The sequence below is a fragment of the Bradyrhizobium sp. USDA 241 genome, from assembly GCF_049739505.1.
Taxonomy (GTDB): Bacteria; Pseudomonadota; Alphaproteobacteria; order Rhizobiales; family Xanthobacteraceae; genus Bradyrhizobium; species Bradyrhizobium liaoningense.
In genome coordinates this window covers 754,554-777,995 of the sequence record NZ_JBMGPZ010000004.1, presented here as the reverse complement: position 1 = coordinate 777,995, position 23,442 = coordinate 754,554, and the positions used below count along the sequence as shown (strand labels likewise).

The window sequence follows — 23,442 nt, the reverse complement described above, 5'->3', positions numbered from 1 at the left end:
GTCCGGCCTCGTGATGCGACCTCGACACGTCGCGGGCCCTTATGGAATGCGTGGATTGGATCCAATTCGGCTATGCGTGCTCTCTGGCACTCATCCACCTGTTGATTCTTCCAATCCCAGTCCCTGACCGATTGCCCATAATCCTCCGTTAGACCTTACCACATTCCCGACGTCTCTCGGCTTCTGGCCCTGCGTTACGCAGCGCCAGACGCTGGAGCTTGATAAGCGCCACCGCGGACCATCAAGGCCCAAGCGATACGCGCCAATTTGTTCGCTAGAGCGACCGCGATCAGCTTTGGTGGCTTCTTCAAGAGCATTCTCGCGAGCCAGGATCCTGCTGGCGGTCCATATCGTCTTGCCCATCGCACCACGGCGGTGGCACCAAGCACGAGGAGCCGTCGGAGATCTCGCCGGCCCATCCTGGAGATTTTGCCAAGCCTGTCCTTGCCTCCGGAAGAATTCTGTTTGGGCGTGAGACCAATCCAGGCCGCAAAATCACGCCCCTTGGAAAAGGTCTCCGCCGAGGGCGCCAAGGCCTCTATCGCTGTGGCGCAGATTGCCCCGATCCCCGGAATGGTCATTAAGCGAGAGGCCACCTCGTCCTGTCTCGCGCGCACTCGCAGTCCCTTCTCAAGCTCTGCAATCTGCTCCGACAGGGATTCCACGTGCTTCAAGAGAGTCTGGCAAAGGCCACGAGCGAGATCGGGCAGGTCCGGATATATTGTCAGGAGCTCATGCAATCGGGGGATATGTCTGACGCCCTGAGCCGAGCTATGGCTGATTTTGGGTGACGCGGCCTGATCAGGCGGCGTGGCTTTCAGTGTTCGGAATGACTTCGATTCCGTCGATGAACTTTACACCGGCGATGACTTTCGGCAACTGGTTCGTGCTCTTCAATCGCCGCCAGGTCTTCGATGCGGCGTCGATGAGCTTGAACACCATCAGCTTCGCAGTTTGTTGCGACAGCGATCCCTTGGTCCGCACCGTTCGGTGGCGCACCGTGGCGAAGACGCTCTCGATCGGGTTCGAGCTGCGTAGGTGGATCCAGTGCTCAGCAGGGAAGTCGAAGAAGGCGAGCAGCGCATGGCGATCCTTGATCAGGCACTCCACCGCACGTCCGTATTTGACGTGGTATTTCTCGACGAAGACGTCGATCGCGGTTTCAGCTTCGGCCCGGTGTGGGGCCAGATAGATGTTCCGCAGGTCGTTCTTCATGGGGCCCTGCACGGATTTGGCGACCTTGTCGAGTACGTTGCTCACTTTATGGCACCAGCATCGTTGGTGCCGCGTGCCGGGAAAGGCCTCGTCCAGTGCCTTCCAGAAGCCGAGGGCGCCGTCGCCGATGGCGAGTTGCGGGGCAATCCGTAACCCGCGTTGCCGCAGGTCGATCAGGAGTTCGCGCCAGCTCTGCGCGCTCTCGCGCACGCCGACCTGGAAGCCGATCAGCTCCTTCTTGCCTTCCGGCGTGGTGCCAATCAGCACCAGCATGCATTCGCTGTGATCTTCCATGCGGGCCTGCAGGTACACGCCATCGGCCCAGATGTAGACATAGCGACGCGCCGACAGATCGCGTCTCTGCCAGCGTTCGTACTCGACCTGCCAATCGGCCTTCAGGCCGGCGATCACCGAAGGCGACAGGTTCGGCGCATCCTTGCCGAGCAGCGCCGAGAGCGCCTCCTGGAAGTCGCCGGTCGAGATGCCGCGCAAATAGAGGACCGGGATCAAGGCATCCAGGCTCTTCGTCCGCCGCGCCCATAGCGGCAGGATTGCCGAACTGAAGCGGAGGCGGTCGCCTGGCCCGCTCGCTCCGCGGTCGCGGACCTTGGGACGAGCGACCTCCACCGGACCGATGCCGGTCGCAATCTCGCGCACCGGACCGTGCCCATGTCGGACCAGGCGCGCTCGACCGTCGGGCAGCGTCAGATTGGCCGTGCTGGCCAGAAACGCGCCAACCTCGATCTCGATCGCCCTGGCAAGCAGGTCCCGCGCGCCGGCACGAACGATATCGGTCAGTGGATCATCAACCGCGGACGGCTGACGGAAAGCAAGAACATTGGTAGTCTCGGTCATGGCGTATCGCTCTCCTCGAGAGGTTCTGGCAGGCTCGTCACCCGCCTCGATACGCCGCCTTCCTCACACCGTCATCACCCAGATTCCGCCATAGCTCCCCTGAGCCACGATCAAGCCGTATTCCGCAAGATGTCCGCGCAAAGCGTTGATCGCCTGTGTACGCTGTCGAACCAAGAGATCACGAACCTTGAATGCCATGGAAGAGGCTTGCTTCTCGGCGCTCTTGACGCCGACAAAGCGCATCGTTGGTCGAGACGCGGCTTCGGCGATCGCTTCCGCATCCGCGGCATCGTTCTTCTGACGCTTAACGAAGGGCTTCACGTAGGAGGGATGGATCAGCCGGACTTCGTGCCCAAATTTACCAATCTCCCGTCCCCAATAGTGGGCGCTGGCGCAGGCCTCCATTGCGACCACACACCTTGGCAACTTGGCGAAAAACTCGAGCAATCTGCTGCGGTTGAGCTTTTTACGCAGGATCATCCTTCCGTCCTGCCCCGCGCCGTGGACCTGAAACACGTTCTTGGCCAAATCTAAACCGATGATGCTAACCTCGTCGTCCATGGACGTCCTCCTTACCGGGTTTCAACACCCGCACTTTGGCACAATCGATGCCGTCGGGGGGCGTCCACTCCATCGGCTTCGCACTGCTTTGTGACGGAGATGCAACGATGCCCTGGGCTCGAAACGAATGACCCCGCCCGGGGGGACAGCCGGGCGGGGTCGGGGGCACGACACGGGGTGGATGAGGCGCCCGTGTCGGACACGGAATCCACGAGAGATCGGCCTCAGATACCCAGATCAGTAGCAGGTACGAACGCGGCCGACGTACTGGCCGAAGGCGTTGTACTGGGCGACCCAGCCGCAGCGGTGATAGCCGTGTAATAGGGGTCGTTGCTGGCGGCGATCGCGGAGCCGACGACAGCGGCGGTGGCGATGCCGGCGCCGACACCCCAGACCCAGCCGGGCTGCTTGGCTTCGGCAGAAGAGGTGGTGGACACGATGCTGCCGGTGACGGCGAGGGCAGCGAGAGCTGCGGCGGCAATCTTGGTCTTGATCGACATGTGAAACTCCATCCGGGTTGAGGCGGTCTGTTGTGGCCCGCATGCCCAGTTGGACGGAGGCTCTTCGCATCCGGTTCGAAAACTGCAAACGTGGCTGCGAAGACTCGACCTTTCCCGAATGAATCCAGAAGGATGCCGGCTAGCCGAGGGGGCCCTTGGCGAGCCTGTTCACGTCGAAGTTATCGACTTCGCTCAGCAGCTCGCAGAAGGCGCGTGCACCCTGGTCGATCAGCTGCTCGCCCTTCTCGGCCACGGCCAGCGTCGCATTGCCGACCGCGCCGCTCGGGTTGAGATCCTGCGTCTGCCAGGCGAACGGCGCGGGCCGCTGCGTCGAGAGCCAGCGATACTGCTTCTCCATCGCGACGCTGCTCGCAGGGAAATCCGCGATCGCATCCATGCGCACCTGATCGGGATAGCGTGCCAGCATGATCGAGGTCTCGACCGCGCCGCCGTGAATGCCGTGACGCACTTCCTCGGCCGGGAACAATCTGTCCGCGCCCGACAGCCGCGACCATGACGTCGTCACCACGAACAATTTTTGGTGTGCGCGCAGGTCTTGCGCCACCAGCATCATGGCCGCGCTGTTGCCGCCATGGCTGGTGACGATGACGAGCTTCTTCACGCCGCGGCGTGCAACGTCCTCGCCGATCCCCGTCCATTTCTTCAGCGCAATTTCGGTCGGCAGCGTCTGCGTACCCGGATAGTCGATATGCTCGGTGGAAATCCCGACCGGTTCAACCGGGAGAAATCCGGCGGGAATGCTCTCGGGCAGCAGCGCGCGCACGCGCGCGAGATAGGCTTCCGCGATCAGCACGTCGGTCGTGAGCGGCAGATGCGGACCGTGCTGCTCGGTCGCCGCCAGCGGCAGCACCGCGATCCAGCGCGACACCTCCGCAGGGCCCGCATCGGCCCAGTCGATATCGATCCAGTCGCGGGAGGGCGTCTTCAAGGTTTCTTTGCCCGAATTTGTCACGTAATTTGGGGTATGAGGGGATGCGGGCCTGGCCGGTTCGCGTCCCCTGATGTCATGCGGTTTTATCGCGTTGCCTTCACATCGGCCAGCCATGATCGACGGAGTGCCATCATGACCCCCTCTCATCTGCGGCGAGCGTTAATTGCGGGTTTGCTGGCCGCTATCGTGCCCTTTGTGCCGGCGCGCGCCGAAACGCTCGACAAGGTCACCTTCGGCACCAACTGGGTCGCCGAGGCCGAGCATGGCGGCTTCTTCCAGGCGGTCGCCGACGGCACCTACAGGAAATACGGGCTCGACGTCACCATCGTCCCCGGCGGTCCCAACGAGAACAACCGCATGCTGCTGATCGCCGGCAAGATCGATTTCTTCATGGCTGCGAACACGCTGATGTCGTTCGACGCCGTCGCCAACAACGTCCCGGTCGTGACCATCGCCGCCATCTTCCAGAAGGATCCGCAGGTGATGCTGACGCATCCCGACGCCAAGGTCACGAAGATCGAGGATCTCAAGCCGCTGACGCTGTTCGTCTCCAAGGAGGGCATGACCAGCTACTTCCAGTGGCTGAAGTCCGAATATGGTTTCAGCGAGAAGAACGTCCGTCCCTATAATTTCAATCCGCAGCCCTTTATCGCCAATCCCAAGAGCGCGATGCAGGGCTACGTCACCTCCGAGCCCTTCGCGGTGGAGAAGGCCGCCGGCTTCAAGCCGAACGTGCTGCTGCTCGCCGATTACGGCTTCAACACCTATTCGACCCTGATCGAGACGCGCCGCGACATCGTCGAGAAGAAGCCCGACCTGGTCCAGCGCTTCGTCGATGCCTCCATGATCGGCTGGTACAACTACATCTATCGCGACAATTCCGCCGGCAATGCCCTGATCAAGAAGCTCAATCCGGAGATGACCGACGATCTGCTCATCTATTCCGTCGCCAAGATGAAGGAGCACGGCATCGTCGATTCCGGCGACAGCTTGAAGAACGGCATCGGCGCGATGAGCGACGAGCGCTACGCCTCCTTCTTCAACAAGATGGTGAAGGCCGGCGTCGTGAAGGCGGATCTCGACTTCCGCAAGTCCTATACGCTGCGCTTCATCAACAAGGGCGTCGGCATCGAGCTGCGCCCGAACAAGCCCTAGCGCATGCTGCGATTCGGCGAAGGTGGCCCGGCGTCCTGCACCCCTCCCGAAGGGAGAGGTCGCATCGCATCGCCAGATGCGATGCGGGTGAGGGGTTGCGCTCCCTCGTGGGCCCTGATCCGCCTCACCCGGCGCTGCGCGCCGACCTCTCCCCGATGGGGAGAGGTGAAAGGCGCCCGAAACGCTGCAGTTATCGATCAATGGTAGAGCGCAGCACGTCGCCCGCCGTCGAGGCCAGCCTGACGGCTCTTGCCGTCAGTCTGCGCGGCGTGACGAAGGCCTATGACAACGGCGTCATGGCACTCGGCCCGTTCGACCTCGCCGTCCGCAAGGGCGAGTTCATCTCGCTGCTCGGCCCGTCCGGCTGCGGCAAGTCGACGGCGCTGCGCATCATCGCGGGGCTGAGTGCGCCGTCATCGGGCACTGTGCGGGTGGCGCGTCACGAGGGTTCGGTGCAGCCCGGCCATGTTCAACCAGGTCATGTTCAACCAGGTCATGGCATCGGCTTCGTGTTTCAGGAACCGACCCTGATGCCCTGGACCAGCGTCCGCGAGAACGTGCGGCTGCCCTTGAGGCTCGCACGCGTGCCGAAGGCAGACGCGCGCGCGCGTGCCGACGAGGCGCTGGCGAGTGTCGGGCTCGCCGATTTTGCCGATGCCTATCCGCGCGAGCTCTCCGGCGGCATGAAGATGCGGGTGTCGCTGGCGCGCGCGCTCGTCACCGACCCCGAGATCCTCCTGATGGACGAGCCGTTCGCAGCCCTCGACGAGATCACGCGCTTCCGCCTCAACAACGATCTGCTCGCCCTGTGGCGCCGCCTTCGCAAGACCGTCATCTTCGTCACCCATTCGGTGTTCGAGTCCGTCTATCTGTCGCAGCGCGTGGTGGTGATGACGGCCCGGCCCGGCCGCATCCAGGCTGACATCCGCATCGAGACGGTCGAGCCGCGCGGGGAGGAGTTTCGAACCTCGGCCGCCTATTCCGACTACTGCCGAAGAGTGTCGGCCGCGCTGGCACCGTCCTATTCGGGACGCTCGACGCTATGAGCGCGCAAGCTCCCATCACCGCGGGATCGTCCCGCGCGCAGCGCGCGATGCGCTTCGTGCTTCCCGTCATCGTGTTCGCGGCCGGCCTCGTCGCCTGGGAACTCGTGGTCCGCCTCAAAGGGATCCCGCCTTACGTGCTGCCGGCGCCGTCCGTCATCGTCCTGACGCTGATCAAGGACTGGGCGGTTCTGTCACAATCGCTCGCCACCACGCTGCTGACCACGCTCGAGGGGTTCCTCGCGGCGAGCATCGGCGGCATCGCGCTGGCGCTGCTGTTCAACCAGTCGAAATGGGTGGAATATTCCCTGTTCCCCTATGCCGTGGTCCTGCAGGTGACGCCCGTCATCGCGATCGCGCCGCTGCTGCTGATCTATCTGGAGCAGCAGACCGCGGTCGTGGTCTGCGCCTTCATCGTCGCCTTCTTTCCGGTGCTGTCCAACACCACGCTCGGGCTGAATTCGGTGGATCGCAATCTCGCCGGCTTGTTCCAGCTCTATGGTGCCTCGCCGCCACAGACGCTGCGCTTTCTCAAGCTGCCCGCGGCACTGCCCTACATTCTCGGAGGCCTGCGCATCGCCGGCGGCCTGTCGCTGATCGGCGCGGTCGTGGCCGAGATCGCGGCGGGAACAGCCGGTGCCGGCTCCGGCCTCGCCTACAGAATTGCCGAGTCCGGCTATCGCTTGAACATACCCCGCATGTTCGCAGCGCTGCTTCTGTTGTCGCTGGCCGGGATTGTCATCTATGGGGTGCTGGCGCTAGTTTCCCACCTCGTTTTACGGCGCTGGCATGAGAGCGCGCTTGGAAAGGAAAACTGATGGCTGCCGGTTCGATTTCGTCCGAAAAGATCGACCTTCTGATCTATGGGCCGGTGCGGCCGATTCTCGAAAACGGCTTTTCCGATCATTTCGTCGTGCACAAGGCGGAGACACGCGGCGATCTCGAGCGGCTGACGCCGGCGGTCCGCGACAAGATCCGCGGCGTCGCGGTGACCTATCACACCGTGCGCGCGGACAGGGATTCGCTGTCACAGCTGCCGAAGCTGGAGATGGTGGCGAGCTTCGGCGTCGGCTACGACCATGTCGACGCCAAATACGCGGCCGAGAACAATATCGTCGTCACCAACACGCCCGACGTGCTCACCGAGGAAGTCGCCGACGTCGCGATGGGCCTTCTGATCGCGACCTTGCGCGAGTTCATCAAGGCCGACCGTTATGTGCGCTCCGGCCTCTGGCAGACGCAGAACTATCCGCTCAGCGTCGGCTCGCTGCGCGACCGCAAGGTCGGCATCGTCGGCATGGGCCGGATCGGCCAGGCCATCGCGCGCCGGCTCGACGCCTCGCTGGTGCCGGTGGTCTACCATTCGCGCAATCCGTCCAAGGACGTCTCCTACAAGCACTACCCCGACCTGCTCGAGATGGCGAAGGCGGTGGACACGCTGATGGTGATCGTGCCCGGAGGCGCCGCCACGAACAAGATGATCAATGCCGAGGTGCTGAAGGCGCTCGGACCGCGCGGCGTGCTGGTCAACGTGGCGCGCGGCTCGGTGGTGGACGAGCCGGCGCTGATCCAGGCGCTGAAATCAGGCACCATCCTCGCCGCCGGCCTCGACGTGTTCGCGGCCGAGCCGAATGTGCCAGACGAGCTCAAGACCATGCAGAACGTCGTGCTGCTACCGCATATCGGTTCGGCCTCGGTGGTGACGCGCAACGCGATGGACCAGCTCGTGGTCGACAATCTCAAGGCCTGGTTTGCCGGCAAGGCGCCGCTGACGCCGGTTGCGGAAACGCCGGTCAAGGGGCGCTGATGAGAGCTCTTCGGGTCGTTGCTTTCACCGTCGCGGCCTGCTTGGCCGCGATCGGCCTTGCGCATGCACAGGATGCGACGAGCCTGAAGAAGCAGATGCCCGGACAGTGGGAGCTCTCGACCACCGAGCGCAGCAAGACCTGCGTCGTCACGCTCAAGAGCGATGCGGCGGCGCAGGGCTTCAAGTTGGAGCTGGAGCCGGCCTGCAAGACCGCGCTGCCTTTCACGAAAGACATCGTCGCCTGGAACGTCAGGGGCCTCGACATCGTCCGCTTGCAGGACGCGACCGGGGAAGCCGTGATCGACTTCACCGAGGTCGAGGCCGGCATCTTCGAGGGCCTGCGCCAGGGCGAGGGCGTCTACATCCTGCAGGATCTCGCCGCCGCGCGTTCGATGGCCAAGTCGATGGACCAGATGATCGGCGACTGGTCGATGGTACGCGGCAACGGCCAGCCGGTCTGCGGGCTGACGCTGACCAACACCGAGGCGGACTCGGACAATTTCCAGGTCTTCCTCAAGCCGAAATGCGACGCGACGATTGCGCAGTTCAACCCGACGCAATGGCGCCTCGAGCGCGGCCAGATCATCCTGATGTCGAAATCAGGCGAGGCCTGGCAGTTCGAGGCCGACGACCACGCGCAGTGGCGGCGCGTCCCCGACACCGCCGATCCCCTGATCATGCTGCGGCAATAGGCACCGCGAGCGTACTCGGCCTGCATGGTTCGAGACGCCCGCTTTGGCGGACTCCTCACCATGAGGGTCCGATATCTCGCCGCGTAACGCGACCTCATCCTGAGGGCCCGCCGGAGGCGGGCGTCTCGAAGGATGGCCGCAGGTTACGTCGTCACTCTCGGTGGCGGTGCGGTGCCTTGCGACCATTTCTCCATCTTGCCGAGCACGCCCCAGACGGCGAGCGCGAGCGAGATCGGCATCGCGAACTGGCTGATGCCGGGCACGGCGGTCACGATCGTTCCGAGCAGTCCGGCGAGGCCGCCGGCGTTGGGGCTCGCCGTCACCGACGAGAGCAGCGCGGTGAGCAGCGAGCCGCCGATGCCGAGCGCGGTCTTCTTGCCGTCGAGCAGCTTGCCGACGGTCTCGCCGAGCGCGCCGTTGACCTGGCCCAGCATGGGCTTGCCTCTGCTCGTGTTGAGGAGAGTGCTGAGCAGGTCGACGACCTGCTTCAGCTGATCGACGGGGGCGGGGCTCGCCGGGGCGACCGGTCCCGGCACGGGTGCCGTCCGGTTGATGAGCGAGAAAAGCCGTTCGAACAGGCTGATCGGGTCATTCGTCGCAGGCAATGTCCTGCTCGGCACGGTCGTCGGCAGCGTCGTGCCGCCGGCTGATGGCCGCAGCAATTGCGCGAGGTCCTCCAGCCGCTTCAGGATCTGCGACAGGTCGACCGCCTGCACCGGGCCTCCAGGCTGCGTCGCGCGCGTGATCGCGGCGACCGTGGCCGCATCGAGAAGCCCGGTATCCCTCAGGCCGTTCTGTTCCTGAAACTGCGAGACGGCGGCTCGGGTCTTTGGTCCGCTGATGCCGTCCTCGGCGAGCGGCGGGTTGGCGCCGAGCTTGTTGAGCGCCTGCTGCATGAGAATGACCGTCGAGGCCACGTCGTCCTCGGGCTCGCTGCGGCCGGCGAATTGCGGGCTGCCGTCGAGCGTGATCGAGGAATCGAGTGACATCATCGCATGCAGGATCACCGCCGTGCCGAGCTGCGAATCGACGTGATCGGAGTCGAACACATGGTCGCGAACGAATTTTCCCGCCCTTGCCTCCGGCGGGCCGTACAGTGTCGAGCCGCCATAGAGATAGGGCGAGTTGACGCCCTTGGAGTGATAACCGAAGCCGTTGAACGCCTCGAGCCGGAACATCATCCGCGCAATGCTCCAATCGTTCGCGCCAATGAAGTTCTGGATTCTGAACGCGTCCACGGCTCCGTCCACGAACGTGGCAAAGGGGCCGCGCCCTTTCGGAACGAGCTTCGTCACGCGATGAAGCGACTCGCCATTGCCGAGATACGTGTCGAAATCGAAGTTGGACTCGCGGTAGTGGCAGAGCGCGGTGAAGAACCAGGGGACGCCCGTCAACCGCTCGATCTGCTGATACGTCGCCTTGCCGTTGAGGGCCTTGCGGGCGACTGCATTCGCCTCGGCCAGGCGTCCGGCCCGGATCTCGAGACCGGCCCAATTCCGCTCATACTCGTTTTTCAATCTTTCGAATGAGATCATTTTCCGCTCCCGCAAATTGACTGAATGATCGACTCTCCGTGCAAGCCAAAGTGAACCAGGTGCCGTGATCAGCCCGTGACTCCAGCGTGATCTCCCGAAATCTGGCAGGTCGCCGGCCCGGAGCATGTGAAATGGCTTACAGCTTCGGCGGGAAATCATCGGTGGAATCGGGACCGCGGCACGGCGACCGATCTGGGCACCGACGCGGCCATCCCTCCGGTTACGAGGCGAGACGGTCCGGCGAGGACGGCCCAGCATGACGAGACGGGCTCAGGCCAATAATCGCAGATTTCGGATTTTTTTACGGATTTCGAACTTTTCTTCCGCCTCGGGCGACCAAGATGGAATGGTTCAAACTCGATCGGGCTTTGACATGAAGTTCGTTGCCCTGGCCTTTTCGTGCCTTCTGCTTTTCGCGATGCCCGCCAGCGCGGATGACGCCCGCACCTTCGATGCGATGGTGGCGTTGGCCAATCGCGGGGATGCCGAGGCGCAATATCATGTCGGCATGATGCACAACAACGGCATCGGCACGCAGCAGGATCGCAGCCAGGCTTTGGGGTGGTTTCAGAAATCGGCCGCCGCCAATGACCCGCTCGGTGCCTACAAGCTAGCCCGTCCTATTCGTGAGAGTGCGGCTTTTGGGCCCGATTGATGCGGCCGCACATCTTGTCTGACGAGGCGCACAGGATTGCCTTCGGCTTTTCGCCGCCTGACGACCGGTACTTTGCAACGCGCTTGAGGGATGGGTTGGGCGAACGGGGGCGGACGCCCCGCCGGTCAAGGACCGAGCGGCAGCAGCGCGCCGGGCAAGCCGCAGATCAGGTCGGCTTCGGGACATGCCGCGGCAAACGCAAGGCGAATGCGGCTCGTGGTCTCGACGACACGGGCGGCGATTTTCAAGAGCCGAAGACGCAGCGTCGCGAACTCGGCAGCGGCCAATTCCCGGGCTTTGGGAATGGCGTCGCGCACGGTCAGCATCAGCCAATAAGCGGCCGTATGGAGCACGAGACGGACCTGGTTGGCGAGCGCCGAACGGCAGCTGGTGCGATCGGAGGCGAGCTGCGTCTTATGCAGCTTGATCAGATTCTCGGCTTGGCCGCGCGCGCAATACAGGCTGTCGTAGATCCACTCGGCCGAGCCGACATCGAGGCTGGTGACGACGAAGCGGATGTCGAGGCCGAGCATCGTCGCCTCAATACGGGCGACAGTGCGCCGTTCGCGATCCCAGGACTTTGCCTTGTGGCGCGTCTCGGTATAGCCACGCAGAACCGGCAGGTTCTCGATGGCGCGTCGCGTGCGGATGTCGTCGGCGACCTCGTCGACTTTTCTGGCGAGAGGCTTGGTGCCGGACAGACCGAAGATGTAGTCGATGCCGTTGGTCTCGCACCACGCCATTGCCTCCGGCCGGGCATAGTGCCCGTCGCCACGGAACGTAATTTGCGTGTTGTGCCATCGCGTCCGGATATGCCGTACCAGGCGGCGCAGATGGGCACGCACCTCGACGCCGCCCGGCGTCTTGCCGGGCCGCAGCACGACGGCCACGGGCCGGCTCTTCTCCGTGTCGTAGACGTGGATCGGCAGGAAGCAGCGTTCGTCATAATGAGCGTTGAACAGCGAGAGCTGCTGATGGCCGTGGACGACGTCGCAGGTATCATCGATGTCGAGCGTGACGGATGCCGGCTCGCGCGGGTAGCTATCCATCCATGCGTCGACCAAAGTGTAGGTCAGCCGGATCACGTCGCGCAGGCGCGGAGCATTCTCCAGCCGCGACAGCGTCGGCTGGGAACACAAATCCCGGCCCGTGTCCGGTAGGCGACCGCAGGCCAGTTTGAATGCCGGATCGGACCTCAGATGATCGAGGTCGTCGGCGTCCTCGTAGCCGCAGCAGATCGCGAACATGCGAGCGCGGAACATATCGACCAGGCTGTGCACGACCCGCGTCGGATCGCGCCGATCCGGGAACACCCGGGCCAGATTGTTGGCCAAACCGAGACGCCGCTCGGCCATCGCCAGAAGCATCACGCCCCCGTTCGAGGTTAGGCGCCCACCATCGAAGGCAGCTGTGACTTTCTTGGCGTGAACGGCTGGAAACGAGAAGGGCGGAATCGTATCGTCGGTCATGGCGGGCGTGGCGTTCGCGGTTGGAGGTGATGGGGTTGGCTTGGCAACCGAATCCTACGCCGCATCAGCGCTTTACCCCTCAGGCGCACTCTTACGAATAAGACGGGTTAAGTTGAAGAAAGATTGAGTGACTCCCGATCATTTCTGTGCCGAAACGTGGAGTCGCGGTCGTGCCGCGTCCAAAGAAACCGGCGCGAGCGGCCTATTAGACGCGGTAGGTGCTCAGCCTCCGAAACGAGACTATCAAGCATGAAGAGATCGAGCGCGAGGCAGAGGTTTTATTTGTGTTGAATTCTTGCTTCTCGATAGTGGTCTGAAATCGTATCATCGGTCATGGCGGGCGTGGCGTTCGCGGTTGAAGGTGATGGGGTGGCTTCGCAACCGAATCCTACGCCGCATCAGCGCTTTACACCACGCTCGCCAGCCTCTCAGGCGCCCTCTCGCGAATAAGACGGGCTAGGCTGCTATTACGACGGACAAGGCGCGGGCATCATCGCAACCGACGCGGATCAAGCACTGAAATACAAACTCGTTGCTGCGAATGCGGGTTATGCGCGCGCCCAGCACGATGTCGCTCTCATGTATGACCGACGAGGCAATTCGGAGGAGGCGCTGAAATGGTGGAAGTTGGCGGGCGATCAGGGGCTTCCCGACGCCCTCTTCAGCCTGTCCCGCGCCTATTCAGGCGGAAAGGGAACGTCGAGAGATTTGTCTCTGTCATACGCGTATTTCAAGCTCTCCAAGGTGGCGCCGGCCAAGAACGTGAATGAAATGGCTTCCATGTTGTCCAAGCCGGAGCTCGAGAAGGCCGAGAAGATGGTTGCCGAATGGAAGCCGCAACCGACCGCTCTTACGCTCAAGGCATTGAGCGGATTCAGAGCCGCAGAAGAGCACTTGAAGGTTGCCAGGAACAGGGTGTTCTGATCTTGCCCGGAAGCATGATCCGGAAGAGTGCACGGCGGTTTTCCGGAAAGATCATGCTTGAGCAACAACCCAAAGCGCAATGACGATTCATCGCAATCGCATCGCGCTTTAGATCAACCGCATTCCGCGCAAGCTCGCATGCCCGTTCTTGCCGACGATGATGTGGTCGTGCACGGCAATGCCCAGCGGTTTTGCGATGTCGATGATCGCCTTCGTCATCTGGATGTCGGCCTGCGAGGGCGAGGGATCGCCTGAGGGGTGGTTGTGCACCAGGATCAGCGCGGTGGCGGAGAGCTCGAGCGCGCGCTTGATCACCTCGCGCGGATAGACCGGGGTGTGGTCGACGGTCCCGGTCTGCTGCACCTCGTCGGCGATCAGCTGGTTGCGCTTGTCGAGGAAGAGCAGGCGGAATTGCTCCTTGTCGGCGAACGCCATGCTGGTGCGGCAATAGTCGATCACCTCGTTCCAGGACGACAGCGCGTTGCGGCTATTGACCTCGCCCTTGGCGACGCGATGCGCCGCCGCGGCAATCAGCTTGAGCTGGTTGATCGCGGATTCGCCGACCCCGTCGATCTCGCGCAGGCGTGCCACCGGCGCATGAACGACCTCGGCGAAGGAGCCGAACGTCTTGATCAGTATTTTCGCCAGCGGCTTGGTGTCCCGCCGTGGCAGCGCCGGAAACAGCGCCATCTCCAGCAACTCGTAATCGCTGAGCGCATCCGCGCCCGCGCTGTAGAAGCGTTCGCGCAGCCGCTCGCGATGGCCGAGATAGTGCGGCGCGTCCTCAGGCTTGCTCTTGTCGTGGTCGGACTTGGCGGGCATCGGCCGCCAGCATTGCCCTGTCGGGAGAATTTTTCAATCGGCAATTGTAGTCGCCTCATGGCTTCCGCATGGGTGCGGTCACCGCTATGACCCCCATGACGATGAACGTCATGCCGGCCAGCATCGACCAGGTGAAGCTCTCGCCAAGGAGCGTGGTCCCGAGCGCGACGGCGAAGCCCGCGCGCAGATAGCTGCCGCTCGTCGTGCCGAGCGGGCCCAGCGTGCGGATCAGGCGGAAATAGATCACCATTGCGAGCGCGGTGCAGACGATGGCAAGGCCGAGCACGGCTGCGATCGCCTGGCTCGTCGGCGCCAGCGTCCAGGGCCGGTCGAGGACAGCGGCTATGGGCAGCATCAGGGCGGCGGCGCAGCCCATCGCGCCGGCTGCCGTGACGACCGCGGGAAGGCTCGCGAACCGCTGCCCCCAGATCGGTGCGAGCGCGTAGCAGAAGCTCGCAGCCAGCACGGCTGCCTGTGCCAGCGGCGCGGCGGTGCCGATCCCCGAGAGCGCGTCGACTCCCATGGTCAGGGCGACGCCTGCCAGGCCGAGAGCAACACCGATGGTCGTCCGGCCGCCGATCTCCTGTCGTCCGCGCCCGGTCGTCATCGCGATCGCAAGCACGAACATCGGCGGGGTCGCGTTGAGCACGCCGGCGAGCCCGCTGGTGATATGCGTCTCGCCCCAACTGATCAGGGTGAAGGGCAGCGCGCTCTGCAGCAGTCCCTGCACGACGAATGCAGCCCGCACAGACCCCTGGCGCGGCAGGGTGTATCCCTGCGTGGCTGCGATCAGGACCAGGAGAATGGCAGCGATCGTCACCCGCGCGGCGACCATCGTGAACGGCGGAATCGTCGGGATTGCAATCTTGATGAGCGTGAACGAGCTGCCCCAGATCAGGGAGAGAAGCAGCAGCAGCCCGATCTCGAATGCGAGACGGGTTTGCCCTGACGTCGTCTGTTGCGCCGATGTGCTCATGCGATCTGCTCCGGGATCCGTCGACACCATGATCGGGAGCGGCGATGCAGGCTGGCTGAATTCGGACCTCATCGCCCGGTGGAGTCCGATTTCAGCTACTCGGCGGCGCGCCTTGAAATTATGTTTTCGCCATGACGACAGGCTCTGCGCATCGGCAAACGCTGCCACCGCACCTCGATTGGGAAACCTGCGACCGGGCGCGCCTCGCGCGGGCGCGCGCCTTCGACGGCCTGTTCTTCTCCGGCGTCCGTTCGACGCGCATCTATTGCCGGCCGGTGTGTCCGGTTCGGCCGGCCCGCTCCGAGAACGTCACCTTCTATGCGACCGCGGCGGCCGCCGAGCGGGCCGGCTTTCGCCCGTGCCTGCGCTGCCGGCCGGAAGCCGCGCCGGGCTCTCCGGCCTGGATGGGAACGGCCACCACCGTTGCGCGCGGCATGCGGCTGATCCACGACGGTTTTCTGGATCGGGCGTCCATGACGGATTTCGCGGACGCGCTTGGCGTCGGGCCGCGCCATCTCCTGCGTCTTTTCATGCGCCATGCCGGGGCGAGCCCCATCGAGATCGCGGCAACGCGGCGCGTGCAGGAGGCCAAGCGTCTGATCGACCAGACTGACATGACGTTGGCGGAGATCGCCTTTGCCGCGGGATTCGGCAGCGTTCGGCGCTTCAACGACGCGTTCGTCGCGACCTACAAGAGGACGCCATCATCATTCCGCCGCCGGCGGTAGGGCGGTACGAAGCACCGAACTACGATGCGCAATTGTGCACCTGAGAATCTCGAGATTCCGGGCTCGCGACCTCGTCGCGCCCCGGAATGACGACGGAGATGGACTGGTGCCGGCAATCACCCGATCTGCTTCTCGCCGTGCCGCTCCGACAGCGTGAAGATCTCGACGCCCGTCGCGGTGACGCCGACGGAGTGCTCGAACTGCGCCGACAGCGAACGGTCGCGGGTGACCGCGGTCCAGCCGTCGGAGAGAATCTTCACGTGCGGCTTGCCGAGATTGATCATCGGCTCGATGGTGAAGAACATGCCGGGCTTGAGCTGCACACCCTCGCCGGGCCGGCCGACATGGATGATGTTCGGCTCGTCGTGGAACATGCGCCCGAGCCCATGGCCGCAGAAATCGCGCACCACGCTCATGCCCTGCGGCTCGACGAAGCTCTGGATGGCGTGGCCGATGTCGCCGGTGGTGGCGCCGGGCTTCACGGCGGCGATGCCGCGCATCATCGCTTCATAGGTGACCTCGATCAGCCGCTCGGCCTTGCGCGCGATCGGGCCGATCGCATACATCCGGCTGGAATCGCCATACCAGCCGTCGACGATGAAGGTGACGTCGATGTTGACGATGTCGCCTTCCTTCAGCGGGCGGTCCCCGGGCATGCCGTGGCAGACCACGTGGTTGAGCGAGGTGCAGGTCGAGTAGCGGTAGCCGCGATACATCAGCGTCGCCGGATAGGCGCCATGGCTGAAGGCGAAGTCGCGGACGAATTCGTCGATTCTGGAGGTCGGCACGCCCGGCCCGACGATGTCGGTGAGCTCGTCGAGGCATTTTGCCACCAGCGCGCCCGCCTTGCGCATGCCGGCAAAGGCGCTCGGCCCATGCAGCTTGATCTGTCCGGTCTTGCGCAGGGAGGTATCGGTGGCTTCGACGTAGCTCATGCGTGTCAGGTCTTCTCGGGGCTGGTCTCGATATCGGCGGAAAGGCTTGATTTCAGGCCCTAATTTAACGATTGCCGGCCTTCATGCAAGCCGAGGCAGAGCGTTTTCGAGCGAAGTGGCTACCGGCTCGCGTGAAGAAAACGCGTCAGAACAAGAGCCCTGCCAGCCTTGGGGGCGAAAGTGACCTAATTCGGGACTTCTACGGTGGTTTCCACGGGGAGGGCGCCGCCGCGGATGCGGATTTCGCGGACCGGATAGGGAACCCGGATGCCCTCGCGCTTGAACGCGTCCCACAGCTCCAGCATCACGTCGCTCTTGACCTTGTCCATGCCGTCGGGGTCGGCGATCCAGAAGGTCAGCGAGAACTTCATGCCGGCTTCCGCGAACTCGGTCAGGATGCAGGTCGGCGGCTTGCCCTTCTGCGCGCGCGGATGGGCGGCGGCGGTCTCGGCGGCGAGCGTGCAGACAAGGCGCGGGTCGGCATCGTAATTGGTGCCGAAGGCGATCTTCACCAGCGTGTTCTTGTCGGTATAGGTCCAGTTGACGACCTTCTGCGTCACCAGATCCTCGTTCGGCACCAGGAATTCGCGGCCGTCGCCGGCGGCGACGGAAATATAGCGCGTCTTCATCGCGCTGATGCGACCGGTATTGTCGCCGATGGTGACGAGATCACCGGGCTTCACCGACTTGTCGGCGAGCAGGATGATGCCCGAGATGAAATTGGCCACGATCTTCTGCAGGCCGATACCGATGCCGACGCCGACCGCGCCGGAAAACACCGCGAGCGCCGACAGGTCGATCCCGACGGCGCCGAGCGCGATCACGATCGCGACGGTGAGTAGCCCGATACGGATGATCTTGACCAGCAGCACCTGCACCGACGGCGTCAGATCGGTGGTCGCGTTGATCCGGCTCTCGGCAAAATTGCTCGCGATGTTGGTGGCCCAGAGTGCGATGAGGAGGAGCGCACCGGCCTTGAGTGCCAGCAGCGGGGTCAGCCTGAGGCCGCCGAGCACGATCGCGAAGGAATCGAGCACGTCGACCGTCGCGTCGAGCTGGCCGAGGATGGAGAGCGCGGCGACGAACCACGCCGCGATCGACACCAGCTTGACGATGAAGGCGTTGCGCAGCACCGAGGTCACGAGCCGGATCACGAGCCAGGCGAAGCCCAGCTTGGCTGCGACCATCAGGAGATAGCTGCGGCTCGGCCAGGTCGCGTGGTACATCACCACGCGCGAGATGATCACGAGCAGCGTGAACACCGCCGTCGAGGCGCTGGAGACCATCACCCGGACGAAATGCCGGAGCGGCAGCGGCAAGCGCATCGCCAGCGAGGTCATGTCGATGCGGCTGCGAATCGCGGTCTCCGCGGCATAGGCGATGCCGGCCGCGGCCAGCATGAGACCGAATTGCAGGTAGAACCAGGGTGAGGAGATTTCCGCCCCGACGCTGCGTGCGGTCGTCTGCACGAACTCCATGAATTCTTTGAGGTCCATGTCCATCGGTCTCGTCGGCAAGCGGGGGGAGGAATTGATTCGAGGGAGGCGCAGAATCCCACAAGGGGCGCGGCCGGACCATCGATACACCGTCAAGTGAAGCGCGTTAAGGCCGCAAAATGCGGGCAGATTGCCTCGAACCATGGAAAATGGGTTGGCGCGCGAGTCCGCCGACGATAAGGATGCAATCCCAGCGATTTTTACCCGGAAGGTGGATGGCTTCCCTCGACTCCGTCAGCATCGCCATATTGCTCGGCGCCGTCCTCATCATGGCCGGCATCCTCTCGAGCCTGCTCGCGCTGCGCTTCGGCGCCCCCTTGCTGCTCGTCTTTCTTGCGATCGGCATGCTCGCCGGCGATTCCGGCCCTGGCCAGCTCCAGTTCGACGACGTCCGCACCACCTATCTGGTCGGCTCCGTCGCGCTCGCCCTGATTCTGTTCGACGGCGGCCTGCGGACGCGCTTTGCCAGCATCCGCACTGTGCTGGCCCCGTCCGTGATGCTCGCGACCGTCGGCGTGCTGCTGACCGCGCTTGTCACGGCGCCGTTCGCGAAATACGCGCTCGATCTCAACTGGTCGGAATCGCTGCTGGTCGGCGCCGTGGTGGCCTCGACCGATGCGGCCGCGGTGTTCCTGCTGGTGCACACCCAGGGCCTGCGCCTGCGCCCGCGCGTCGGCGCGACGCTGGAGGCGGAATCCGGCACCAACGACCCGTTCGCGATCTTCCTCACGCTCATGCTGGTGGAATACATCTCGGTCGGCTCGAGCTCGCCCGGCCATGTGCTGGTGGAGTTCATTCAGGAGGCGGTCCTGGGCGCCATCGTCGGTGTCATCGGCGGGCGCCTGGTCGTGATCGCCCTCAACAAGGTGGCGCTGCCGCAGGGCCTGCATGCCCCGTTCGTGGCCACAGCTGCCCTCGTGATCTTCGGCGGCTCGCAGATCATGCACGCCTCCGGCTTCCTCGCGGTCTATCTCGCCGGCATCATCATCGGCAATCGGCCGACGCGCGCGCATAATTCGGTGGTGACGTTCCTCGATGCTGCCACCTGGCTGGCGCAGATCGTGATGTTCGTGCTGCTCGGCCTCTTGGTCTCACCGAGCCGGCTCGGCACCAGCGTGCTGCCGGCCGTCGCCGTCGCGCTCGTGCTGATGCTGGTGGCGCGGCCGCTCGCGGTGTTCGTGTGCCTTTCTCCGTTCCGCTTCAACTGGCGCGAGAAGATCTTCATCGCCTGGACCGGCCTGCGCGGCGCAGTCGCGATCTTCCTGGCCTCGATCCCGATGCTGGTCGGGCTCTCCAAGGCCTATCTCTATTTCGACGTCGCCTTCGTCGTCGTCATCATCTCGCTCCTGCTGCAGGGCTGGACGCTGGCGCCCGCCGCACGCAAGCTGCACGTGGCGCTGCCGCGCGCCGAGCGCGGCCCGCGGCGCGTCGAACTGGATCTGCCCGGCCAGCTCGAGCAGCAGCTGGTCGGCTATCCGGTGCGGCCCAAGAGCCTGTATTTCCGCCGTGGCCTGATCCCGTCCTGGTCCAAGCCGACGCTGGTGATCCGTAACCAGAACATCCTGACGCCGGGGGAAGCCGATCCGATCGCGCCCGGCGACTACATCTATCTGCTGGCCCCGCCGGAAAAGGCCGAGTCGCTCGACCGCTTCTTCGTCGACATGCAGCCGAGCACGGCGCCCGATCCGCATCTGCTCGGCGACTTCATGGTCTCCGGCGACCACACGCTCGCCGAGCTCGCCGAGATCTACGGCGTCAAGGTCGGTGAAGACGAAGGCAACCTGACCCTGGCCGACTATTTCGACGTCCATCTCGACCGCGCGCCGAAGGAGGGCGCCGAGCTCGCCCTGGACGAGATCGTCCTTGTCGCGCGCTCGATCTCCGGCGGCCGCGTCAATCTCGTCGGCCTGCGCCTGCCGGAAGAAGACGAGACGCCCGAGCCGCTGACGCGCGCACAGGCGCTGCGGAAGAAGCTCGCGGAGCTGTGGACCTCGGTGGCAGGGGTTTAGGGAGGCTCCGGCGCGTCAGCAATCTCCTGTGCCGTCCCGGCGAACGCCGGGACCCATAACCACAGGGAGAAGCTTGACGAAGATTCGCAGTTGCTCCTTCTTGGCCGGTATTCGCACCGCAATTCCCCGATGGATCACGCGGTATGGGTCCCGGCGTTCGCCGGGACGACGGCGGAGGGTGGGTCGGCACACGACCTCACGTCAGCACCTTCACCCCGCCGAAACTCGTCACGCGGCCCTGCTTCAGCAATACGATCTGCGTCGCGAGCTGGCGCAGCTCGGCGGCGTCGTGGCTGACATAGACCATCGGCACGTTGGCTTCGTCCCGCAGCCGCACCAGGTAGGGCAGGATCTCGAGCTTGCGGCCCTCGTCGAGCGCGCCGAGCGGCTCGTCGAGCAGCAGCAGCCGCGGCTTCGACAGCAGCGCGCGTCCGAGCGCAACGCGCTGGCGCTCGCCGCCCGAGAGCTTTCCGGGACGGCGATCGAGCAGTGCACCGATGTCGAGCAGGTCGACGATGCGCTTGTGCTGGGAGGCATCGGGCGGCAGGCGGTTCATCCGCCGTCCATAGTCGAGATTCTGCGCGACGTTGAGATGCGGAAACAGCCGCGCGTCCTGGAACACATAGCCGATGCGGCGGCGCCAGGTCGGGACATGGATGCCGGCCGCGGTGTCGTCGACGGTTTCGCCGTCGATCACGATGGTGCCGCGGTCGGGCCGCAACAACCCTGCGATCATGTTGACCAGCGACGTCTTGCCGGCGCCCGAGGCGCCGAACAGGCCGATGGCACGGCCTTCGCTGGCGAAGGATGCATGCAGCGAGAATTCGCCGAGCTGCTTTTCGATGTCGACACGCAGCATGGTCAGTTTCCGTGCAGGCGCGCGGTGGCGCGGCGGGCGAACCACTCGGCGGCGATCAAAGCGCCCAGTGCCAGCACGATCGAGACGATCACCAGCCGTCCCGCGGCGGCATCGCCGTCCGGGGTCTGGATCAGCGAATAGATCGCCGAGGATATCGTCTGGGTCTCGCCGGGAATGTTGGAGACGAAGGTGATCGTCGCGCCGAACTCGCCGATCGCCTTGGCGAAGCCGAGCACCATGCCGGCGAGCACGCCGGGCAGCGCCAGGGGCAGCGTCACCGTGAAGAACACTTTCCACGGCGCGGCGCCGAGTGTCTCGGCCGCCTGCTCGAGCCGGCGATCGATCGCCTCGATCGACAGCCGCATCGGGCGCACCAGCAGCGGAAACGCCATCACGCCGCAGGCCAGTGCCGCGCCGGTCCAGCGGAATGAAAAGACGATGCCGAGATGGTCGGCAAGGAAGCCGCCGACGAGGCCGCGGCGGCCGAACGTCAGCAGGAGCAGATAGCCGGTGACGACAGGCGGCAGCACCAGAGGCAGATGCACGATCGCGTCGAGCAGCGACTTGCCCCAGAAATCACGCCGCGCGAGCAGCCACGCCAGCGCGATGCCGAATGGCGTCGCCACCAGCGTTGCGATGATGGCGACCCTGAGCGAGAGCAGGATCGCCGTCCATTCGGCGGGAGAGAGGTCCGACATCAAGCCGCAGACATCACGTCGCAAGCCCTAAGTTATGGGACTGACCAGGAACTTGAAGCCGTACTTCTCGAAAATGGACTTGGCCGCCGAGGAGCGCAGGAACGCCAGATAGTCGCCGGTCTCACCCTTCGCGGTCGTGGTCGCGGCGACGGGATAGACGATCGCGGGATGCGAAGCCGCCGGGAAGGTGCCGATGATTTTCACGCCGGGCTCGACGTTTGCGTCGGTCGAGTAGACGATGCCGAGATTGGCTTCGCCGCGGGCGACCAGCGTCAGCGCGGCGCGGACGCTCTCGGCCATGGCGAATTTCGGCTCCGCGGACTGCCAGGCGCCGAGCTTCTCCAGCGCGGCCTTGGCATATTTGCCGACCGGCACGGACTTGACGTCGCCGGTCGCGATCCTGCCGTCGCCGGCGAGCTTGGCGAGATCGAAGCCTTGCGCGATGTCGACGTTGTCGATCCTGGCATCCTTCGGCGCGATCAGCACGATGCTGTTGCCGAGCAGGTTGACTCTGGAAGGTTCGTTGATGGTCTTCTTGGCGATTGCGTAGTCCATCCAGTCGGTGTCGGCCGAGACGAACACGTCGGCCGGTGCGCCCTGCTCGATCTGCTTGGCCAGCACCGAGCTTGCCGCATAGCTGATGCTGAACTTGACGCCGGTCCTGGCGGTGTAGGCGGCGTCGATCTCGTCCAGCGCGTTCTTCATCGAGGCGGCGGCGAACACGGTGATGGTCTTGTCCTCGGCGGCGGCGGGCGAAAGGGCCGCGCCCGCGAGGATCATGAAGGCGGTGAAAAGTCCTGAAATGCGTAACATGGGGAGCGCTCCGTGCGAGTCCGCGCGCGCAAGATGCACGCGCAAGTCCGGCGTTGGGTGGGTCGATGCGACGGGTGGAAGCGCTGCTCCACGGGGCCCGGCAGCGGCTTACGACCGGCAGGGATATCGCTCCAGGCAAACATAGCAGGCCGAGGCGTCAGGTCAAAGGGCGACCGTTTGGTCAGTTCAACGGCGCCTATTGCGCCGGCAGGATTGCGATCGAGACCGAATTGTCCTTGGTGCCGCTGACCTGGAGCACGAAGGGCTGCGCCGACAGCTGGTATTTCATGGTCTTGCGGATGCCCTCACAATCGGTCGCGCCGCTGAAGTCCATGGGCTTGAGGACATGCCCGTCCTGGACCACGTCGACCCAGGCGCCGGCCGACAGGCTGATCGTGTAGAGCCCGGCCTTTGGCGTCTTGATGCTGGTGAAGCCGGCAAAGGTGCCGTCCTTTGGCGCCCGCTCCGGCATCGTCGGCAGTCTTGCTTCACTCGGGACAATCAACTCCAGCGTGATGGCCGAGGACGGCAATTCCGCCTGCTCGCTTCCCGAGGCGAGCTTGGTGCGATCCGGTGCCGCGAGCGCGGCGCGCTCGATCGGCCATTTGAACTTGTCGCAGCCGCTGGGCTCCTCGGCGGCGAAAGCGGAGGTCGCGCTGATTGTGAGCGCAGCGAGGAAGATGAGGGCGCGCATGTGAAATCCCATCGTTGGCCACGCGACCGGCGCGAGGCTTGCAGTCAGG

At 64.3% G+C, this 23,442-nt stretch carries 22 protein-coding genes and 2 pseudogenes; 9 read left to right on the top strand and 15 right to left on the bottom strand.

The window, feature by feature from the left end; all coding sequences use genetic code 11:
- Positions 1-194: 194 nt before the first annotated feature.
- The 5 genes and pseudogenes from ABIF91_RS13430 to ABIF91_RS13410 form a co-directional block, all read right to left on the bottom strand.
- Positions 195-740, bottom strand: coding sequence for an IS110 family transposase (locus ABIF91_RS13430; protein WP_051394009.1), 546 nt, complete (start codon positions 738-740; stop codon positions 195-197).
- 61 nt (positions 741-801) lie between these two features.
- Positions 802-2,070 carry an IS256 family transposase gene (locus tag ABIF91_RS13425; RefSeq protein ID WP_038952271.1) on the bottom strand — a complete coding sequence of 423 codons (1,269 nt, stop codon included), beginning with the start codon at positions 2,068-2,070 and terminating at the stop codon, positions 802-804.
- 93 nt (positions 2,071-2,163) lie between these two features.
- A pseudogene (locus ABIF91_RS13420) lies at positions 2,164-2,631 on the bottom strand (IS110 family transposase); the annotation flags it as partial.
- Positions 2,632-2,868: 237 nt separating this feature from the next.
- A pseudogene (locus ABIF91_RS13415) lies at positions 2,869-3,131 on the bottom strand (hypothetical protein).
- Positions 3,132-3,270: 139 nt separating this feature from the next.
- A complete protein-coding gene (locus ABIF91_RS13410) occupies positions 3,271-4,080 on the bottom strand; it encodes a creatininase family protein (protein ID WP_035670889.1) in 810 nt (269 codons plus the stop codon).
- 135 nt (positions 4,081-4,215) lie between these two features.
- On the opposite strand from ABIF91_RS13410, the gene ABIF91_RS13405 reads away from it, so the two are divergent.
- The 5 genes from ABIF91_RS13405 to ABIF91_RS13385 all read left to right on the top strand — a co-directional run bounded on the left by ABIF91_RS13405 (position 4,216) and on the right by ABIF91_RS13385 (position 8,780).
- Positions 4,216-5,238 carry an ABC transporter substrate-binding protein gene (locus tag ABIF91_RS13405; protein WP_028181647.1) on the top strand — a complete coding sequence of 341 codons (1,023 nt, stop codon included), beginning with the start codon at positions 4,216-4,218 and terminating at the stop codon, positions 5,236-5,238.
- A 200-nt stretch (positions 5,239-5,438) separates the two neighbouring features.
- Positions 5,439-6,284, top strand: coding sequence for an ABC transporter ATP-binding protein (locus ABIF91_RS13400; protein WP_028181648.1), 846 nt, complete (start codon positions 5,439-5,441; stop codon positions 6,282-6,284).
- The gene (locus ABIF91_RS13395) at positions 6,281-7,099 is read left to right on the top strand and encodes an ABC transporter permease (protein WP_028181649.1); all 819 of its coding nucleotides are present in this window, start codon (positions 6,281-6,283) and stop codon (positions 7,097-7,099) included. The genes ABIF91_RS13400 and ABIF91_RS13395 overlap by 4 nt, the downstream gene beginning before the upstream one ends.
- A complete protein-coding gene (locus ABIF91_RS13390) occupies positions 7,099-8,088 on the top strand; it encodes a 2-hydroxyacid dehydrogenase (RefSeq protein WP_028181650.1) in 990 nt (329 codons plus the stop codon). Before ABIF91_RS13395 ends, ABIF91_RS13390 begins: the two co-directional genes overlap by 1 nt.
- Positions 8,088-8,780: an AprI/Inh family metalloprotease inhibitor gene (locus ABIF91_RS13385; RefSeq protein WP_028181651.1), complete on the top strand. Its 693-nt coding sequence runs from the start codon at positions 8,088-8,090 to the stop codon at positions 8,778-8,780. The genes ABIF91_RS13390 and ABIF91_RS13385 overlap by 1 nt, the downstream gene beginning before the upstream one ends.
- 143 nt (positions 8,781-8,923) lie before the next feature.
- Here the strand turns inward: ABIF91_RS13385 and ABIF91_RS13380 are convergent, their stop codons facing one another.
- Positions 8,924-10,315 (bottom strand): peptidoglycan-binding protein, encoded by a 1,392-nt coding sequence (locus ABIF91_RS13380; RefSeq protein ID WP_028181652.1) that lies wholly within the window; start codon positions 10,313-10,315, stop codon positions 8,924-8,926.
- 373 nt (positions 10,316-10,688) lie between these two features.
- Between ABIF91_RS13380 and ABIF91_RS13375 the strand changes: the two genes are divergently transcribed.
- On the top strand, positions 10,689-10,970 hold the full coding sequence (locus tag ABIF91_RS13375) for a hypothetical protein (protein ID WP_424579193.1): 282 nt from the start codon (positions 10,689-10,691) through the stop codon (positions 10,968-10,970).
- 125 nt (positions 10,971-11,095) lie between these two features.
- Here the strand turns inward: ABIF91_RS13375 and ABIF91_RS13370 are convergent, their stop codons facing one another.
- Complete coding sequence (locus ABIF91_RS13370) at positions 11,096-12,439, bottom strand: IS1380-like element ISBdi2 family transposase (RefSeq protein ID WP_208086440.1); 1,344 nt, start codon at positions 12,437-12,439, stop codon at positions 11,096-11,098.
- Between the two features lie 579 nt (positions 12,440-13,018).
- On the opposite strand from ABIF91_RS13370, the gene ABIF91_RS13365 reads away from it, so the two are divergent.
- Positions 13,019-13,363, top strand: coding sequence for a sel1 repeat family protein (locus tag ABIF91_RS13365; RefSeq protein WP_028179755.1), 345 nt, complete (start codon positions 13,019-13,021; stop codon positions 13,361-13,363).
- Positions 13,364-13,471: 108 nt separating this feature from the next.
- On the opposite strand, the gene radC is transcribed toward ABIF91_RS13365, so the two are convergent.
- On the bottom strand, positions 13,472-14,185 hold the full coding sequence (gene radC, locus ABIF91_RS13360) for a RadC family protein (RefSeq protein ID WP_028179756.1): 714 nt from the start codon (positions 14,183-14,185) through the stop codon (positions 13,472-13,474).
- Between the two features lie 55 nt (positions 14,186-14,240).
- Complete coding sequence (locus tag ABIF91_RS13355) at positions 14,241-15,161, bottom strand: DMT family transporter (RefSeq protein ID WP_028179757.1); 921 nt, start codon at positions 15,159-15,161, stop codon at positions 14,241-14,243.
- Positions 15,162-15,292: 131 nt separating this feature from the next.
- Here ABIF91_RS13355 and ABIF91_RS13350 point away from each other — a divergent pair, with 131 nt between their 5' ends.
- On the top strand, positions 15,293-15,889 hold the full coding sequence (locus ABIF91_RS13350; RefSeq protein ID WP_028179758.1) for a bifunctional transcriptional activator/DNA repair enzyme AdaA: 597 nt from the start codon (positions 15,293-15,295) through the stop codon (positions 15,887-15,889).
- Positions 15,890-16,005: 116 nt separating this feature from the next.
- Here the strand turns inward: ABIF91_RS13350 and map are convergent, their stop codons facing one another.
- Positions 16,006-16,824, bottom strand: coding sequence for a type I methionyl aminopeptidase (gene map, locus ABIF91_RS13345; protein WP_028179759.1), 819 nt, complete (start codon positions 16,822-16,824; stop codon positions 16,006-16,008).
- A gap of 185 nt (positions 16,825-17,009) precedes the next feature.
- Entirely contained in the window at positions 17,010-18,326 is a 1,317-nt protein-coding gene (locus ABIF91_RS13340; RefSeq protein WP_028179760.1) for a mechanosensitive ion channel family protein, read from the bottom strand.
- 209 nt (positions 18,327-18,535) lie between these two features.
- Between ABIF91_RS13340 and ABIF91_RS13335 the strand changes: the two genes are divergently transcribed.
- The gene (locus tag ABIF91_RS13335) at positions 18,536-20,329 is read left to right on the top strand and encodes a potassium/proton antiporter (RefSeq protein ID WP_028179761.1); all 1,794 of its coding nucleotides are present in this window, start codon (positions 18,536-18,538) and stop codon (positions 20,327-20,329) included.
- 196 nt (positions 20,330-20,525) lie between these two features.
- On the opposite strand, the gene modC is transcribed toward ABIF91_RS13335, so the two are convergent.
- The 4 genes from modC to ABIF91_RS13315 form a co-directional block, all read right to left on the bottom strand.
- Complete coding sequence (gene modC, locus ABIF91_RS13330) at positions 20,526-21,188, bottom strand: molybdenum ABC transporter ATP-binding protein (RefSeq protein ID WP_028179762.1); 663 nt, start codon at positions 21,186-21,188, stop codon at positions 20,526-20,528.
- A 2-nt stretch (positions 21,189-21,190) separates the two neighbouring features.
- Positions 21,191-21,886 (bottom strand): molybdate ABC transporter permease subunit, encoded by a 696-nt coding sequence (modB, locus tag ABIF91_RS13325; protein WP_035670865.1) that lies wholly within the window; start codon positions 21,884-21,886, stop codon positions 21,191-21,193.
- Between the two features lie 27 nt (positions 21,887-21,913).
- A complete protein-coding gene (modA, locus tag ABIF91_RS13320) occupies positions 21,914-22,699 on the bottom strand; it encodes a molybdate ABC transporter substrate-binding protein (RefSeq protein WP_028179764.1) in 786 nt (261 codons plus the stop codon).
- A 196-nt stretch (positions 22,700-22,895) separates the two neighbouring features.
- Positions 22,896-23,393, bottom strand: coding sequence for a hypothetical protein (locus ABIF91_RS13315; RefSeq protein ID WP_028179765.1), 498 nt, complete (start codon positions 23,391-23,393; stop codon positions 22,896-22,898).
- Positions 23,394-23,442: the final 49 nt, after the last annotated feature.

What these genes read in the sequence shown, in the direction of transcription:
- ABIF91_RS13425 (WP_038952271.1), bottom strand. Translation starts at nt 2,070, where the DNA reads ATGACCGAGACTACCAATGTTCTTGCTTTCCGTCAGCCGTCCGCGGTT.
- ABIF91_RS13405 (WP_028181647.1), top strand. Translation starts at nt 4,216, where the DNA reads ATGACCCCCTCTCATCTGCGGCGAGCGTTAATTGCGGGTTTGCTGGCC.
- ABIF91_RS13400 (WP_028181648.1), top strand. Translation starts at nt 5,439, where the DNA reads ATGGTAGAGCGCAGCACGTCGCCCGCCGTCGAGGCCAGCCTGACGGCT.
- ABIF91_RS13395 (WP_028181649.1), top strand. Translation starts at nt 6,281, where the DNA reads ATGAGCGCGCAAGCTCCCATCACCGCGGGATCGTCCCGCGCGCAGCGC.
- ABIF91_RS13390 (WP_028181650.1), top strand. Translation starts at nt 7,099, where the DNA reads ATGGCTGCCGGTTCGATTTCGTCCGAAAAGATCGACCTTCTGATCTAT.
- ABIF91_RS13385 (WP_028181651.1), top strand. Translation starts at nt 8,088, where the DNA reads ATGAGAGCTCTTCGGGTCGTTGCTTTCACCGTCGCGGCCTGCTTGGCC.
- ABIF91_RS13380 (WP_028181652.1), bottom strand. Translation starts at nt 10,315, where the DNA reads ATGATCTCATTCGAAAGATTGAAAAACGAGTATGAGCGGAATTGGGCC.
- ABIF91_RS13375 (WP_424579193.1), top strand. Translation starts at nt 10,689, where the DNA reads ATGAAGTTCGTTGCCCTGGCCTTTTCGTGCCTTCTGCTTTTCGCGATG.
- ABIF91_RS13370 (WP_208086440.1), bottom strand. Translation starts at nt 12,439, where the DNA reads ATGACCGACGATACGATTCCGCCCTTCTCGTTTCCAGCCGTTCACGCC.
- ABIF91_RS13365 (WP_028179755.1), top strand. Translation starts at nt 13,019, where the DNA reads ATGTATGACCGACGAGGCAATTCGGAGGAGGCGCTGAAATGGTGGAAG.
- radC (WP_028179756.1), bottom strand. Translation starts at nt 14,185, where the DNA reads ATGCCCGCCAAGTCCGACCACGACAAGAGCAAGCCTGAGGACGCGCCG.
- ABIF91_RS13355 (WP_028179757.1), bottom strand. Translation starts at nt 15,161, where the DNA reads ATGAGCACATCGGCGCAACAGACGACGTCAGGGCAAACCCGTCTCGCA.
- ABIF91_RS13350 (WP_028179758.1), top strand. Translation starts at nt 15,293, where the DNA reads ATGACGACAGGCTCTGCGCATCGGCAAACGCTGCCACCGCACCTCGAT.
- map (WP_028179759.1), bottom strand. Translation starts at nt 16,824, where the DNA reads ATGAGCTACGTCGAAGCCACCGATACCTCCCTGCGCAAGACCGGACAG.
- ABIF91_RS13340 (WP_028179760.1), bottom strand. Translation starts at nt 18,326, where the DNA reads ATGGACATGGACCTCAAAGAATTCATGGAGTTCGTGCAGACGACCGCA.
- ABIF91_RS13335 (WP_028179761.1), top strand. Translation starts at nt 18,536, where the DNA reads ATGGCTTCCCTCGACTCCGTCAGCATCGCCATATTGCTCGGCGCCGTC.
- modC (WP_028179762.1), bottom strand. Translation starts at nt 21,188, where the DNA reads ATGCTGCGTGTCGACATCGAAAAGCAGCTCGGCGAATTCTCGCTGCAT.
- modB (WP_035670865.1), bottom strand. Translation starts at nt 21,886, where the DNA reads ATGTCGGACCTCTCTCCCGCCGAATGGACGGCGATCCTGCTCTCGCTC.
- modA (WP_028179764.1), bottom strand. Translation starts at nt 22,699, where the DNA reads ATGTTACGCATTTCAGGACTTTTCACCGCCTTCATGATCCTCGCGGGC.
- ABIF91_RS13315 (WP_028179765.1), bottom strand. Translation starts at nt 23,393, where the DNA reads ATGCGCGCCCTCATCTTCCTCGCTGCGCTCACAATCAGCGCGACCTCC.